Source organism: Paenibacillus sp. Soil522, from assembly GCF_001428245.1.
Classification (GTDB): Bacteria; Bacillota; Bacilli; order Paenibacillales; family Paenibacillaceae; genus Pristimantibacillus.
The window spans coordinates 39,298-53,924 of record NZ_LMRV01000027.1 but is presented as its reverse complement, the minus strand read 5'-3'; the positions used below and the strand labels follow the sequence as shown (position 1 = coordinate 53,924).

Here is a 14,627-nt window from a genome sequence, read left to right as displayed (position 1 = left end):
GCATCATCCCATCCTTAAAGTCGCTTTAATTACAAACCCAGTATAGTTTGTGTTAAAATAAACGGGAATGTCAGATGGAGACTCTGTTTGTACAAAAGCGACTTTTATATAGCTAAGGGGGGAATTTGGATTGCTGGCTATTAACGTGGATTTGGTTCCCCGCATCAAAATTATGGGGTTTGTTGCCTACAAGAGCCCATGGATTCATTTCAAGCGGAATATTAACGAGTATGTGCTCTATTTTATCCGAAGCGGCGAGCTGCATCTCAAAGAGGCGGACAACCATTATGTGCTGAGGAAGGGCGACATGCTTATTCTTGAACCTAATTTGACCCATGAAGGTACGCAAAAGCATGTTTGCGATTACTACTATATTCATTTCGAGCACCCGGATATCAAATCGATCAAAGTCGATGATATGCTTGCTCTTGCCAACTATTTTATCGTGGAGCATGAGCAATCTCCGTTTATCCCGCATAAGCCTGCCATTAACGGTATAAATCCATACATCTGCTGCTTTCCCAAATTCCATACGATTTCTGATAAAACAAGGTTTAGCCTCGCGCTGCATGACCTAAATGAAATGCTGCAGCTCTATAAGCGCAGGCATTACAATCGAAGCCTAACTGCTTTAAGATTTATGCAGCTGCTCATCGAGCTGTCACGTGAAAACTTTATGGACGATCTGAGGCGCAAAGACCGCTTTCCCTCCAAGTCATTTGTGAAGGTTAATGCCCTGCTCGATTACATTCATCAGAACTACCAAAAGAAAATATCCGGCAGCGACATTGAGCTCGCATTCGAGAGCAACTACGATTACATGAATCGCGCCTTCAAGCTCGTAACCGGCCAATCGATAAGCCGGTACATCAATACGGTCCGCATCAATCAAGCAAAGGAATTAATCGAGACGACTTCTCTCGGCATAGGCGAAATCGGCTATTTAATCGGCCTTAACGACCCGTATCACTTCAGTAAAGTATTCAAGAAATATGTCGGCCTTTCCCCCACGCAGTATTTTAAGGGCATACGAAAAAATGAGTAAAAAACCTCCTGACGGATCACGTTCGGAGGTTTTTCTATGGGTGATATTCCCTTGTTGATATCTATCATGAGGGGACATTCATCACCAATTGATACTAGCAGATTTTACTAGAGATAGGGATATTGACCAGTACGAACGATCTGTCTCGTACGTATACTTACAATACAAGCTGCTGTTACATCTGAGAGAAAGGAGGAGCTTATTTCCTGCAACGAAGGAAACCGCATCCTTGAAAAGAGGTTAATACATGAATGATTTAATGATCATTATGACAATTTCCGCGTTCCTGTTCACGATCGGCTTCATCTTTTGGCGCCCGCATATCAATGAAGCAATACCCGCAACGATCGGCGCTTTGATCGTTCTCCTCAGCGGGAGCGTTTCGCTTACCGACCTCGGTCAAATCACCGCAACGATAAGCGGAGCCGCGGTTACCATTATAGCCACTATCGTCATGGCCATTGTATTAGAAAGCTTCGGATTCTTCTATTGGGCGGCCGAGTTGCTCATCAAAAAAGCCCGCGGCTCCGGCATTCGCCTCTTTTGGCTAACCAATTTGTTTTGTTTTCTCATGACACTGTTCGTAAATAATGATGGAAGCATCCTAATTACTACACCTATACTGCTGATGCTGATGCAAAATATGGGTCTTAAAAACCATCAGAAAATACCTTATCTGCTGTCCGGAGCCTTAATCGCAACGGCAGCCAGCGCCCCGATCGGCGTAAGCAACATCGTCAATTTAATCTCTTTAAAAATCGTTCATATGAATCTCTATATGTATACCGCCATGATGTTCGTTCCCGCATCGCTTGGACTTGTTCTATTGACTCTTCTTCTATTCGCTGTCTTTTATCGTACGCTTCCGAAAGAACTGCCGCCTGCTTCCAAATGGGGCCTCATGCCGGGAAGTCATCCGCTCCAGCAAAACGAACCGCAAGAAAACCGCAATCGCTTCATGCGCAATATTATTATTTTCATATTTTGCGTCCGCTTGAGCTTGTTTGCCGCATCGTATATCCAGTTTTCCGTCGCCGTTACGGCTGTCATCGGATCCGCTCTGCTTCTCGGCTGGCGATGGATCCACTTAAAAATTCCGCCTGCCGACCTGCTCAAAAAAACGCCGTGGTATATTCTTATTTTCGCCTTCAGCATGTATATTATCATCTACGGCCTTAACAATATCGGACTAACGGAATGGCTGATTCAGCTGCTGCAGCCTATCGTCTCGGGAAGCCTGCTCCATGCAAGCGTCCTAATGGGCGTATTGTTAAGCGTGCTGTCTAATTTATTTAATAATCATCCCGCTTTAATGGTCGGCACGCTCACTTTAACGAACATGGGTCTCGACCCTATGACGCTAAAAATTGCATATTTAGCTAGTGTCATAGGCAGCGACATCGGCTCTCTCCTGTTGCCGATCGGCACGCTGGCTACGCTCATGTGGATGCATATCGTGCAGAAGGCAGGAGTCCGTATCAGCTGGAGCCAATATTTGAAGGTAACCTCAATCGTCATTCCGATTACCGTCATTTTCACGCTCGTTCTATTGTCCTTTTGGGTTTCCTGGTTTTTTTAAAATATAAAAGAGACCTTCCGTAAGGAAGGCCGCATGTTATTTTATGTACGGAACAGTCCGTAGCCGTTCAGCGGAACGACAGGCTCACTATCCGCCCTGAGGCCCTGCGAGCGGCCATGGAACGCAACGTCGACAAGCCATTGCGTAAAGCTGGCAACGTCCATCGACTTCAGCTCCTGCAACGTAAAGAAGCCGGCAGCGTCAACCTCCACATTATCCGGAGCTGGCTCGCCGCTTACATATTCCATCTCAAACGCGACGTAAAGATTATGTATACTCCTCGGCTGATCGCGTAATGCGACGACGCTTTTGACGATGGCTTGTACGCCGCACTCCTCCATCACTTCTCTTTGAACGGTGTCTTGAATCGCTTCCAGCTGCTCAATGTATCCGCCCGGATTGGTCCATTTGCCTTTTCCAGGCTCCTGTGCCCTGCGGACGAGCAGAATTTTATCTTCTTTAACGACCAGCGCTCCGACTCCAATACTGTAGCTGCCCCAATGAATAAAGCTGCAGCTCGTACAAGCCATTCTCATCGTCCCGTCAACGCTGCGAGATTCCAGCTCATGACCGCATGCCATACAAAATTTTACTTCCACCTGTCTCACCTCTGCATTAAGCTTTTGTCTCATCAGATTATACGAATGATTTCAATCGCTGCATAGACCGTCCGTATGGAGGATCTTCAAGAATAAAAAAAACCGCTAGCCCCACGTTGCAGTGAAGTCGCGGCCGATCCTGTTTACTCTCTCCGGCGGTCCTTGACTTTCAGCCTATTTCACCGTATTTCTGCCTTTAGCCGCGCTGCCGCCTTTAAATGCGGTGCTGCCCTTAGGCATGTTTGCGCTTCTAGCGTTGGCCGTGCTTTTAGAAGCGGTTTCGCCTTTTTCGCCTTCGGCTCCTTTAGCGCCTTTATTTTTGCCAAACACCTTTTTCGCTAACTTCTTTTTTTCCCCTGCTTGCCAGCGGTTCCAGCCCTTCTTGTCCGTTCCTCTTCCGGTTCCGCCCTTACCCTTAGCACTACTCATATCATCACTCCATTATGCTTTCTATGTCGAGTTACCTGTTGCACATTTACATGAAATGCAGCAGCAGCATCTATACAGATCCTTGTTCCTCGTTATCATTATTAGTCATTATACCACTATTTCTGCATCCAACACGTCTGCAAGCAAAAGAACCGAGATCGCGGGGCTGCTGCCGCCAGCTATTTCGGTTCCGTTCAAATGATCATATTTTCATTCCGATTAGAGCCCTTTACAAGAATTGCCTGTCGCAGCCTGCCGCTTCTCAATAGGCATGAATCGAATCGCTCATGATTTTCCAAACTATACTTTTATAGCGTTCTGCCCGCAATACGAAAGCCTTTAAGGAATTTAACGCTTCTTCAGCCTGCTCCAGATAGTACTCATCGCCAAAAAGCATATACAATCTTCTGTAATCATTATATTCATCCAGCCATTCATTGAAGTAAGAAGAGGTCATGCCCATCACTCCCTTAGTTCGATCATAGAGCAAGAATATTATCTAGCAGATTCATCGTTTAAATATATTGCTAAGTTTTTAGAATATTCCCTCAATAATCGACGCAATTTATCGCCATTTTCATCCTATTCGCCATCCTGTAGATCGTAAGCGCATTCAAATCATCTCGTAGTCGTAGGAGCGGCAGCTGTTACAGGTAATCATACCATACACGCAGCAGCTTCTGAAGACGGCAGCCTTGGAATTGTTTATCTCCCATTCCACCTCTCCTTCCGTACATTCCTCTATCTTCTATTAAATAGCAAAAAGCAACAAATTAAAAGAGAAACTTCAAAATTTAATGTTTCCTATTTTTTACTCACCTAGTCAGCCCTTCGGCAGCTTTCCTGCTGTACCGCTACAGCTTATTTATGATACTTTATTTTATGAAGACCATTATTAGAAATGATCGGAGGTTTAACGGATGACATTAATCGAGCAAAACGCAGTTGTTCTGTTTCAAGGCGACAGCATTACCGATGCCAACCGCAACCGAAATGACGGGGAAAACCTCGGATCGGGCTATGCAAACCTTGTAACATCTCTGTTTACGAGCAAATATCCAGGCAAGCAAGCCACCTTCCTGAATAGAGGCATATCGGGCGACCGCGTCGTCGACCTGGAACGGAGATGGGAAGAGGACTGTCTCGCTTTGAAGCCTACTTGGCTGTCTATCTACGTTGGCGTTAACGACACTTGGCGGCGTTATGACAACAATAATCCGATGAGTGCAGGCGAGTACTACGCTACATATCAAAGACTGATTAAACGGGCGAAGGAGCGGCTGAATGCAAACCTCATTCTAGTCGAGCCCTTCGTGCTGCCTGTTAACGAGAGCCAGAAGCAATGGCGGGAGGATCTCGATCCGAAAATTCAAGCGGTTCGCGAGCTCGCCGGAGAGTTCAAAGCCTTGTACGTACCGCTCGACGGCTTATTCGCTCAGGCTGCCGCCCAGACGGGTCCCGCATATTGGGCTCCCGATGGCGTTCACCCGTCGCCTGCCGGTGCCGCACTCATCGCTAACGCATGGCTGCAAGCCGTTAAAGCACAATAATATGATACACAACAAGAGGAGCAGGACGCTTAGGCAGCCTGCTCCTCTTCTCGCCTGCCTTTTGGCTTCTAAACGTCGGATGGATAGCGTAAGCCCCACTGCTTCCTGATCGTATCTAACGTGTTCATGATAGCCAGCGTCTCATCCAATGGAATAACAGAGCTTTCGAGTCTGCCCTCGCGCAGTGCGTTCATCGCTTCCTCCGCTTCGAATGCATAGCCCGCGAATTGACGGTCATCGACGATCGATTCAGGCTCCGCGTCCTTTGCGTGAAGCGTGGCCGATTTGCCGAACAAAAAGTTTGGTATATGAATGTATCCTTTTGTACCATAAATATAAGCATCATTAACCATTCCAAGCTGAACCGCTCCGTTTAACGCTGCGGTCCGTCCGCCCTCATATTCGAACAACAGCGAGAACTGTTCATCTACGCCTGTCTCGCCAATTCGGGCGCTGCTCATAATATTTGCCGGTGCGCCGCCAAATATCATAGAAGCAAAGGAAACCGGATAAATACCGGCATCAAGAAGCGCTCCGCCGCCGAGCTGCGGATCAAGAAGGCGGCTCTCCGGCACCCAGCCGATATCAAAGCCAAAATCCGCTTTCAACACCCTCCGGCAGATTACCGATTCTAGCTACTGCCTCCGCCGCACCATTGAAGAGCTTGCCCTATCGCGGCCATATATTCCGGCTGCTGCAGCACCGAAAGGAAGTGCCCTGGCGTGAGCACGCATACCCGGCCTTCCCCTTGCTCCCTTAACCAGCCCGCCGGCTGCGTACCATGCTCCGACACCGAGGTCATAAATACTTGAATGCGCTCTTCAATGACCTCCACATGATAGTGCTCATCGTGTACAGTAAAGTCTTCCGCAGCCGGGCTGCCGAATACCGCCTTGTCTGTAAAAGCCATTGTAACCGGACAAGACTCCGGATGATGCTGAAACACACCGCCTGCCAGCCCGAAGAAAACGGGCTCATTCCGGTATCCCACCGTGCCTGCATGCAGAACAAGCAGCCCTTTTCCATGCTCGACATAGCTCTGGAACTGCTGCTGAATCTCTTCCGTAAGCCATGGCGTTTTATCGGACGCCGAAATTTGGTTCGACTTCGCGAGCACGATTACATCCTGCCGATCCATCCAGCTGCGCGACCACTCCGATGCATGCTGAATATAATCGAACTGGAAGCCCTGCATGCTGAGCGGCTCCAAGCCCGCCATGATCGTCTTGCCCGGATGCCAATAGTCGTCACAAATTACGCCAACCTTCATCTCGATCATTCCCTCCATCTAGTTAATTTCCTTAATTTAGATTATAAATGTTTCTGCAGAGCTTAGCTGTAACAGATTTAAGTTAATCGTTTGACCTAGTACTAAACAAACAAAATCAGGTGCATTTCTGCACCTGATTTTGTCTGGGATCGAAGGCTGCTCTTCCCTTCAAACTACAAATATTGCCTCAAATTTCGAAGGCTGATTGCCAGGCTTTCAAACGGATCACGCCTGCAAACATCCTGCTCGACAACAAACCATTCCACTCCCGTTTCCCGGCATGCATCAATGATGGCTTTGAAATTCAAGTTCCCTTCGCCAACCTCCGCAAATACCTGCTGATGATCGATAATTTCCAAATCCTTCAGATGGACAACGCCCATGCGTCCCTTCACCTGATGAATCGCTTCAACCGGATTCACTCCGCCTACATGCACCCAGTACGTATCCAGCTCGAAGCCGAATGCGGCCGGGTCGCTCTCTTCTCTCAAAATATCCATTCCGGTTCTGCCTTCGAATTTCTGGTACTCGAACTGATGATTATGATAAATGAATTGCAAATCATGCTCCTTCAACCGTTTTCCGATCTCGGACGCTTTCTTCGCAAAGGTTGAATAGCCTTCCGCGCTGGTCCGGTACTCTTCCGGGATAGAGCCTATCCCGACATACGCGCAATTCCACAGCTTGTGCTTCTGAACCGTATTGTCGAAGTCATTTACTAACGAATCGTAGCTAACATGCGTCGCGCATATCCGCAGCCCCGCAGCATCCGCAAATTGTTTAATTTTTTCTGGCGCAATAGGACCCACACCCGAAACCTGAACCGCTTGATAGCCTATATCCTTCACCTTACGCAGTGTCTGTTCCAAGTCAGCCTCAGTCTTGCAATAGTCGCGTAACGTATACAGCTGCACTGCGATAGTAGATAAATTCATAGATCCGCCGCCTTCTTATCAAAAAGTGATTTGCTAACCGTTTACATTAGTAATTGTAGCATTTTGTATGAAAGCGCCACTTTACTGAGGTTAGCGAACCATAGGCCGCCAATTGATTATAATTGACCAAAAACTGCATGATTGCTCGTAAAAACACTTTGTTTATCGAATCAGCACTTCCTTTGTCACCCGTGCAGGGAATCGCTCAATAACAGCGAATTATCCATAACTGACCATCCGAAACGGAGGGATCGAAATGGGTATTTTGAAAACGAAGGATGCCGCAGATCTGCTTTCCGTCAGCCAAACGACAATCAAACGTTGGGCTTCCACCTTCCCTAATTTCTTTCAAAAGGACCGGTTTGGCCACTATACCTTCTCGGAGCAGGAAATTGATCTGCTCATTCATATTAAAGACCGAATCGATCAAGGGGAAACATTGAATGGCATTACTCTCATGACTGACAAGCAGCCGCCATTGCCTCTTCAAGCTGAGACTCCCCTGCACACGCTTGACCCGTCTATGGAAGAGATGTTAAACAGAATCGAGCATATTGAACGCTCGATTGATCAGAAAGCCGACGAAGTCGTCTCGGTACAGCTGCTCCAGCAGCGCGAGGAACTCGCTGAGCTGCGCCAAATGATCAAACAATTAGCCGCATCCATAGAAACGATTCAGACGTCAAGCAGCAGCAATTACCCGTCACATGACGAGAGTCACCCGGCTGCCATCGCCAAGCTTGAGGCTGCGCCAAAGAAGCGCGGGCTTTTGCGTTCTTTTTTCTCATTCTTATAAGGCGATGGAATAGAGAGTGGCTGCCCCTAAGGTCAACAATGATCTTAGGAACAGCCACTATTTCTTTTTAAAGCTCTGTTATCCACTCAATCGGCTGCAGCAGCATTACCCGATATAAACAACGGCCCCATCCCGCTGCAATGCTTTGGGAAGCTCCGTCTGCAGCAATTCGATCCGGCTCGCCAGCTTTGCCATCCGTTCCCCGCCGGCTTGGCTTAAGGCCCACTGCTTCAACCGGGCCAGCTCATCCAGCACCGCAGGCAAATCTTCTTTCATGACGTCGATCCCGGTGGAGAAGATGGGCACCCACTTCAAGCCTAATGCTTCCGCGGCAGGCTCCCAGCATTCCGAGAAGAATGACTCGGCCGCGACGGGCACGTTGAATTTCCGTTCGAAATCATTGACGGGCTCGGGTATAAAAGCGCTAATGGACATTACGGTTTCCCTCCAAACAGAACGTTAAATGTATATTCCGGAAATTCCGCTCTCAGCTGATTCAAGCTATTCTCGACGGCGCTTCGGAGCGCCGGGGTGTCTCCATCCAGCCGGAATACGAAGTCGCGGATCGATTTAATCTCTTGCAAATCGGGCACATCGGGAGACCCGTTAGGTGTCGGCCTTGTCGAGACCGCTTTTTCCATCATATTTTCAATCCGCGTTCGCGTCTTTCCGAGTATTTGCTTGTCGGCAAATTGCTGCGGCGTCTGCGAGGGCTGTCCCGTTCGCGGATTGATGCGATCCAGCCCTTTGGCTGTCTTATCTTCGTAGAAAATGCCCTTCTCCAGATCGATTTCATCGAACTCGCCAAGCGGATTTCCCCGATGATCGACAATTTCGACCTCGTTGTACTGTTTACCTGCCACTGCTGCCTTATCGTCGTCATTATCATCTTGCTTATCCTTATCCTCCGGAGCATCGTCATCCGGCTTCTTCGGATCTTCCGGATGCTTGCCGGGGCCTGTGCCATCGTTCTTCGGTGGTTTATTGGGAACGTCGGCATCCGGTCTCCGGAAGCCCAGCTTATCGAGGAGCTTGCGCAAATAGCCGCGCCCCTTCTTCCCCGCCCATCCGAGCGCTCTGCCAAACGGTATTCGGCTTAGTATAATGCCTGCCGCTGCGGCGAGTGCATTCTCGGGCGTCAGCAGCTTCTTGGGATCGCGGATATAGCCTGCAATCTCATGTCCGCTGCCGGCGATACCCGAAGCAGTCAGCGCGATGCCGACAGCCGGCCAAAACCCGACGAACAGCAGCGATAGCGCAAGAGCGCCTAGCATGATCGCACCTTGCTCATACCATTCCAGACGATCCCACCAATTTTGCAAGGAGTCGAACAGACAAGAGAAGCAAGCCGTTTCATCGTCGCCCAAGTAGGCCTCCATGCCTGCGAACAGACCGGCTGCAAGCAGTACGGCCGCAAGTCCGGTAAGCACAAGGTAAACAACCCTCATCCGTTCACGGACTTGCTCCTGTCTGCCTGCCGCTTCCTCGTTTCCATAAAGCAAATTAAATCCAAGCTCCCGCCGCTCCCGGTAGAAGCAGAGCCAATAGCCGAATTTCCCCCGGTCCAGGAAAAGAACGTGGACGATGTTCCACAGCTCAGAGAACGGATTAAGAAGAAACTCGTTCGGCAACGCAGGAAGGCTGCTCTGTACTTTGTTCAGCGACCAATAATCAGCAAACAGCGATGCCGTAAGCATCATAAGGAACACCGGCTGCGTCTTATATCCGTTGCCAGCCCATTCATGAAGGGTAAACAGCCAATCCGGCAGCTTGTACTGGCCGTTATAGGCAGCGTGGTCCAAGATTGACCAGAGCAGAATCAGTGCCGGGAACAGAAAAACCCATCTCGTCAATCTTGTCCGCAGCCGGTAAGCGATTCCGCAGGCCAGCGCGATCATGGCGGTATGTACGGGATGGCCGACACTCATCATCGATGGCAGCCAGCTTTCTTCGAAACGTCCGGGAAACAGCGCGAACAAGTCCCAGTGGATCGTTTCGCCGCCCAGCAACGTATGGCTGTAGCCAAACTTATCCCCGATTAAACCTGAATTCAGCCATCGGCGGGATAACTCCTCCATCAGCTGGAAGCCGACTCCCGCCGCCGCGCCGATCAGCGTATAATCGCTTAAGCTCAAGGCGGAAGCGCGGCGCGAGAACAGCAGAAAAACGCCGAGCGGAAGGAGCTTCCACGTTTCCTCAAAAATCGGCGTAATGACGGCAACGGACCAGGTGTCGGATGTTTGCCCGCCGACGAGCGCATGGACGGCATTGACCGTAAGCGCCGTGATCGGCACGACAAGAAAGATGCCCGCCAGGACGAACAGAACGACAGTCTTCCACGGCAGCGTTTTGCTCCGGCACAGAAACCAAAATTGCAGCAAGACATAAAACGACCATAAATATTGAACCATCATGGTGCGGGAGTCTTCAATGAAAAACAGGCTTAAGACAAACGCAGTCAACGAAAGCCATGAAAAGATCGTGTACGCCAACCTGATAAACGGATATTTCGCAATCCATGCTTGGCATAACCGGTAAATGGCCTCGAGCCGGTCCCGGATTCCGGTGCGAATGAACCAAATCGTATTCGTTACGGTCGCCTCCTATTCGCATGCCGCAATTATTCACTCACTTTATCACAACGCAAAACAGGAAACATCGTACAATTTTCCCACATTAATGAAGCCGGAGTCCGGGGAGATTTTGACTATGAGCAGCAAACAAATGATCAATCGAACAGGCATTTATGATGTTCAGCCAACATGAAAAAACAGCGCAAAAGGAGTCATGCACCCTCGTGCATGGAATCTCCTCTTGCGCTGTTTACCGTTAGCCTTCTAGCCTTCAATCAGCTGCTTATAGACGTCCAATTGACGCTGCAGCTCGGCAAGCACCTTGTCGTAGCCGGCCGTTTTCAGCTTGCTGCGGAACTCCTCGACAGCTTTCGCAGGATCTCCAGCTTTGCCGTACGTAATCGCAGGTCCCATCTCGCCCGTAACCTGTGTGATCGCTGTAAGCTCGGCTTCAACCGGCGTCTTATCGAATACGAATTGACCGTAAGGATAAGACTTTTTGATTTTGTCATATTCCGCGTAGAGCGTTTCTTCCAGCTGATCCCATGTCGTCGCGCTCGGAATTTCGAATTTATCGACCCGTCCGCCCCAGAAATCGGCGTAGAAGGCATCCTTAGCTTCGTCATAGCCTTCCGGCTGAACACGCTTGCCGTCCTTGATTTCATATTGCACGCCTTCCAAGCCATAGTTGATGAGGTGATAAATTTGCTCGTCATTGCGAATCAAGTCGTAAGCCATGAGCGCGCGTTCAGGGTTTTTGCTGTGTGCGCCTACGGATGTTCCGCCATGCGTGATGGACAGCTCAGTCAGATTGTTGCCCGATGTCCGCGCAAAAGGAAACATTTGCAGCTCGGAGCCAGGCTGATCCTTATCCATCGTAACGCGCAGACCGCCGAAGGTTTGCGTATGATGCTGATCCAGTCCCGATAATCCGGCACGCAAAGCGGAACGGTTATCGTTTTTGTTGTTCAGCACATCCTCGCGCCAGTAGCCTTTATCCGCCCAGTCTTTCATAAGGGTAGCAAAATGAAGGAAGGTATCCTCGAATACCGGGCTTACTACCGTATATTTCTCTTCAAACGATTTAGTCGTAAATACAGGCAAATAGCCAGTCGAAATCGGAAGTTCTAAATTATCCGTGTAGGATTGCGCATATCCGCCAAATGTGCTTACTGATGCAACGGCATCCCATGGAATAACGTCTTCTTTGTTGTCCTTAACGAACTGCAGATATTGACCAATGCCATCCCAATCCTTGATCGGCTCGGTCATGCCCGCTTCCTTAGCCCAATCTCCGCGGTAGAAGAAGCCATGATTAACCCATTGCGTATAATTGTTTTCCGGAATCAGCACGATATTCCCCTTATACTTGCTCTCCGACCAATCCTCTTCCGGGATGGAGCTCCACGTTTGAGGCGCATATTCCGGCAGCAAATCATCAAGATTCATGAAGGCTCCCCGCTGCGCATTGCCCCAAGTATCAAGCCAGTCGGTACCGATCGTAATTAAATCTACCGGTTCGCCTGATGCCAGCAGCAGGTTGTATTTGGTTTGCCAATCTGCCCATTCAACCCACTTCCACTCCAGCTCGGCGTTAATTTTTTCTTTCATCAATTTGTTTACTTCAGCGAGCACTTTCTCGAACTGCCCGTTGGTCGGCTTATTGCCCAGTACGACGTAGCTGATTTTTACGAACTTGGACGTATCTGCGCCTTTATTGCCCGCTGCCGTATTCGTGCTGCCTTTATTGCCTGTGCCCTCGTTCTTGCCGCCTACCTTACTTTCTCCATTGTTGCCCGAGCCTGAACAAGCTGCAAGGCTGAAGATCATGATGATCGCGATCATCAAAGCGGAAACCTTCTTGAAATTGGACATAGCGTTACTCCCCTTTGTTTTTATGAATCGGGCATTGCCCGTTATGTGAAGAGGCCCTTTATAGACCCCCGGCACATCAGCCTTTTACAGCGCCAACTGTAATTCCTTTGATGAAATACCGCTGCACAAATGGATAGAACAAAATGACAGGCCCCGTGGCTACAACTGCGGTAGCCATCTTCATCGATTCCAGAGGCATGTCCCGGAGCTCCACATTAGAGGCGGCCGCGGAATTGCGGATAAAGTCTGCGCTGGTAACGACGTTATACAAAAACAGCTGAAGCGGACGGTACTTCAAATCCGGCGACAGAAAAAGCATGGAGTTGTACCACTCATTCCAGTAGCCGAGTGCGATAAACAGACCGATTGTCGCTAACGCGGGCGTGGTCATCGGCAAAATCAGCTTCATAAAAATAGTAAAGTCTCCGGCGCCGTCGATTTTAGCCGATTCGGTAATTGCATGCGGAATGGAACGGACAAAGCTCTTCATCATAATAATGAGAAACGGACTGAGCAGCCCCGGAAGCAGAACGGCAAGGTAACTGTCCTTCAAGCTCAAATACTGCGTCACCAGCAGGTAAAACGGGACAAGCCCGCCGGAGAACAGCGTTGTGAAATAAATGAAAAACGAGATACCGTTACGGTAGCCGAAATCCGGGCGCTGCAGCGCATAGCCGGTCATCGCTACGAGGAAGAGGCCCAGTGCGGTGCCGACAACCGTGATCCCCATCGTGACGAGATAAGAGCCGATAATAAGATCAGGATTTTCAAAAACGATTTTGTAGGCAAACGTGCTAAAGTCGCGCGGCCAAAAGTTAAAGCCGTACTTCTTGATCGTGCCCTCCGCTGTGAGCGAGGTGCCGAGAACGAGCAAGAAGGGCAATAGACAACATAGCGCAAAGAACGAAATGAAGAGATATCCGAAGACTTTAACGACAATTCCGCTTATGTCCGTACGAATGCTCCGTGATTCTTCCGTATTTTCCATATTCGACACCTCCTAGAATAACGAGTTTTCGGGCGAAGTCTTCTTCACGAGCCAGTTAGCGGTCAAGACGACGACAAAGCCAAATACCGACTGATAGAGGCTCACGGCGCTGCCGATCGAGAAGTTGAAGTTTGTCATGAGGGAGCGGAACACATACGTTTCGATAATATCCGTCGTTGGATACAATGCCGTATTGTTAGCTCCCACCAGGTTGAAGAACAGACCGAAGTTTCCTTTGAGAATGCCGCCGAGCGAGAACAGCATCAGAATGATGAAGGTAGGCTTCAGCCAAGGAAGCACGATATAAATGATGCGTTGGAACGCATTGGCGCCGTCGATTTCCGATGCTTCGATAATCTCGTTATCTAGCCCCATAATAGCCGCAAAATAAACGATGGATCCGTATCCCGTCGACTGCCACAGGAAGGTCAGCACGATAATAAACGGCCATATTTTCGGATCGGAATACGTCTTGACAGGCTCCATGCCCAGAGATCCTAAAATACTGTTCAGCAAGCCGTAATCGTAGCTCAAAACGTTGTAGGCGATCAGGCCGATAAGGACCGCCGATATAAAGTGAGGCAGGAACATGAGCGTTTGCGTTACTTTTTTGAACCATTTCCTGCGGATCTCGTTCAGCAGGATGGCGACAAAAATTTGCAGCACATTTCCTAAAACGATGAATACAAGATTATAGGCAACCGTATTGAACGAAAGCCGCCACAAGTCTCCGTTAATGACGAGAAAGCGAAAGTTATCAAATGCGACAAATGGACTTTTGAAGATGCCGTCGGAGTAATTGTAGTTAATAAAAGCCAAATACAGGCCGGGCATCGGCAGGTAGGCAAAAACGATAAAAAAGATGATGGCCGGCACGCACATGAGCAGCAGCGTTTTGTTATTCCAAAATCGTCTCAACTTGGCGCTGCTCGTTCGCTGCAGCTTTTTCGCGGGCACCCTTTCGACTAAAGCTGTTTCCATCCTCATT

At 49.1% G+C, this 14,627-nt stretch carries 13 protein-coding genes and 2 pseudogenes; 4 read left to right on the top strand and 11 right to left on the bottom strand.

Going from position 1 to position 14,627, the window contains the following annotated elements:
* Positions 1-130: 130 nt before the first annotated feature.
* Together ASG81_RS05595 and ASG81_RS05590 are read left to right on the top strand one after the other, a co-directional pair.
* Complete coding sequence (locus tag ASG81_RS05595; RefSeq protein WP_056630242.1) at positions 131-1,045, top strand: helix-turn-helix domain-containing protein; 915 nt, start codon at positions 131-133, stop codon at positions 1,043-1,045.
* 268 nt (positions 1,046-1,313) lie between these two features.
* Complete coding sequence (locus ASG81_RS05590) at positions 1,314-2,624, top strand: arsenic transporter (RefSeq protein ID WP_056630420.1); 1,311 nt, start codon at positions 1,314-1,316, stop codon at positions 2,622-2,624.
* Between the two features lie 41 nt (positions 2,625-2,665).
* Here ASG81_RS05590 and ASG81_RS05585 read toward each other — a convergent pair whose 3' ends face one another.
* The 3 genes and pseudogenes from ASG81_RS05585 to ASG81_RS05575 all read right to left on the bottom strand — a co-directional run bounded on the left by ASG81_RS05585 (position 2,666) and on the right by ASG81_RS05575 (position 4,109).
* Positions 2,666-3,223: an NUDIX hydrolase gene (locus ASG81_RS05585; protein WP_056630240.1), complete on the bottom strand. Its 558-nt coding sequence runs from the start codon at positions 3,221-3,223 to the stop codon at positions 2,666-2,668.
* Positions 3,224-3,576: 353 nt separating this feature from the next.
* Positions 3,577-3,652, bottom strand: a pseudogene (locus ASG81_RS33815) (DUF3934 family protein); the annotation flags it as partial.
* Between the two features lie 262 nt (positions 3,653-3,914).
* The gene (locus tag ASG81_RS05575) at positions 3,915-4,109 is read right to left on the bottom strand and encodes a hypothetical protein (RefSeq protein ID WP_056630234.1); all 195 of its coding nucleotides are present in this window, start codon (positions 4,107-4,109) and stop codon (positions 3,915-3,917) included.
* A gap of 463 nt (positions 4,110-4,572) precedes the next feature.
* Between ASG81_RS05575 and ASG81_RS05570 the strand changes: the two genes are divergently transcribed.
* Positions 4,573-5,202: an SGNH/GDSL hydrolase family protein gene (locus ASG81_RS05570; protein WP_056630224.1), complete on the top strand. Its 630-nt coding sequence runs from the start codon at positions 4,573-4,575 to the stop codon at positions 5,200-5,202.
* A gap of 68 nt (positions 5,203-5,270) precedes the next feature.
* On the opposite strand, the pseudogene ASG81_RS30620 reads toward ASG81_RS05570, so the two are convergent.
* From ASG81_RS30620 to ASG81_RS05555, 3 genes and pseudogenes are all read right to left on the bottom strand, one after another.
* Positions 5,271-5,816: pseudogene (locus ASG81_RS30620) on the bottom strand (Gfo/Idh/MocA family protein); the annotation flags it as partial.
* Positions 5,817-5,833: 17 nt separating this feature from the next.
* Positions 5,834-6,490 carry a ThuA domain-containing protein gene (locus tag ASG81_RS30615; RefSeq protein WP_056630223.1) on the bottom strand — a complete coding sequence of 219 codons (657 nt, stop codon included), beginning with the start codon at positions 6,488-6,490 and terminating at the stop codon, positions 5,834-5,836.
* A gap of 155 nt (positions 6,491-6,645) precedes the next feature.
* Positions 6,646-7,407 carry a sugar phosphate isomerase/epimerase family protein gene (locus tag ASG81_RS05555; protein WP_056630222.1) on the bottom strand — a complete coding sequence of 254 codons (762 nt, stop codon included), beginning with the start codon at positions 7,405-7,407 and terminating at the stop codon, positions 6,646-6,648.
* Positions 7,408-7,663: 256 nt separating this feature from the next.
* On the opposite strand from ASG81_RS05555, the gene ASG81_RS05550 reads away from it, so the two are divergent.
* On the top strand, positions 7,664-8,203 hold the full coding sequence (locus ASG81_RS05550) for a MerR family transcriptional regulator (protein WP_056630218.1): 540 nt from the start codon (positions 7,664-7,666) through the stop codon (positions 8,201-8,203).
* Positions 8,204-8,308: 105 nt separating this feature from the next.
* On the opposite strand, the gene ASG81_RS05545 is transcribed toward ASG81_RS05550, so the two are convergent.
* The 5 genes from ASG81_RS05545 to ASG81_RS05520 all read right to left on the bottom strand — a co-directional run bounded on the left by ASG81_RS05545 (position 8,309) and on the right by ASG81_RS05520 (position 14,620).
* Positions 8,309-8,638 (bottom strand): hypothetical protein, encoded by a 330-nt coding sequence (locus tag ASG81_RS05545; protein ID WP_056630217.1) that lies wholly within the window; start codon positions 8,636-8,638, stop codon positions 8,309-8,311.
* The gene (locus tag ASG81_RS05540) at positions 8,638-10,617 is read right to left on the bottom strand and encodes a PrsW family intramembrane metalloprotease (protein ID WP_235548743.1); all 1,980 of its coding nucleotides are present in this window, start codon (positions 10,615-10,617) and stop codon (positions 8,638-8,640) included. The genes ASG81_RS05545 and ASG81_RS05540 overlap by 1 nt, the downstream gene beginning before the upstream one ends.
* 423 nt (positions 10,618-11,040) lie before the next feature.
* The gene (locus ASG81_RS05530) at positions 11,041-12,651 is read right to left on the bottom strand and encodes an ABC transporter substrate-binding protein (RefSeq protein ID WP_056630202.1); all 1,611 of its coding nucleotides are present in this window, start codon (positions 12,649-12,651) and stop codon (positions 11,041-11,043) included.
* A gap of 76 nt (positions 12,652-12,727) precedes the next feature.
* On the bottom strand, positions 12,728-13,639 hold the full coding sequence (locus ASG81_RS05525) for a carbohydrate ABC transporter permease (protein ID WP_056630200.1): 912 nt from the start codon (positions 13,637-13,639) through the stop codon (positions 12,728-12,730).
* 12 nt (positions 13,640-13,651) lie between these two features.
* Positions 13,652-14,620 (bottom strand): ABC transporter permease, encoded by a 969-nt coding sequence (locus ASG81_RS05520; RefSeq protein ID WP_056630197.1) that lies wholly within the window; start codon positions 14,618-14,620, stop codon positions 13,652-13,654.
* Between the last annotated feature and the right edge of the window lie 7 nt (positions 14,621-14,627).

Excerpts from the sequence above, each read along its gene's own strand:
- ASG81_RS05570 (WP_056630224.1), top strand. The coding sequence starts at position 4,573 with ATGACATTAATCGAGCAAAACGCAGTTGTTCTGTTTCAAGGCGACAGC.
- ASG81_RS05530 (WP_056630202.1), bottom strand. The coding sequence starts at position 12,651 with ATGTCCAATTTCAAGAAGGTTTCCGCTTTGATGATCGCGATCATCATG.
- ASG81_RS05575 (WP_056630234.1), bottom strand. The coding sequence starts at position 4,109 with ATGACCTCTTCTTACTTCAATGAATGGCTGGATGAATATAATGATTAC.
- ASG81_RS05550 (WP_056630218.1), top strand. The coding sequence starts at position 7,664 with ATGGGTATTTTGAAAACGAAGGATGCCGCAGATCTGCTTTCCGTCAGC.
- ASG81_RS05590 (WP_056630420.1), top strand. The coding sequence starts at position 1,314 with ATGACAATTTCCGCGTTCCTGTTCACGATCGGCTTCATCTTTTGGCGC.
- ASG81_RS05520 (WP_056630197.1), bottom strand. The coding sequence starts at position 14,620 with ATGGAAACAGCTTTAGTCGAAAGGGTGCCCGCGAAAAAGCTGCAGCGA.
- ASG81_RS05555 (WP_056630222.1), bottom strand. The coding sequence starts at position 7,407 with ATGAATTTATCTACTATCGCAGTGCAGCTGTATACGTTACGCGACTAT.
- ASG81_RS05540 (WP_235548743.1), bottom strand. The coding sequence starts at position 10,617 with ATGATGGTTCAATATTTATGGTCGTTTTATGTCTTGCTGCAATTTTGG.
- ASG81_RS05525 (WP_056630200.1), bottom strand. The coding sequence starts at position 13,639 with ATGGAAAATACGGAAGAATCACGGAGCATTCGTACGGACATAAGCGGA.
- ASG81_RS30615 (WP_056630223.1), bottom strand. The coding sequence starts at position 6,490 with ATGGAGGGAATGATCGAGATGAAGGTTGGCGTAATTTGTGACGACTAT.
- ASG81_RS05545 (WP_056630217.1), bottom strand. The coding sequence starts at position 8,638 with ATGTCCATTAGCGCTTTTATACCCGAGCCCGTCAATGATTTCGAACGG.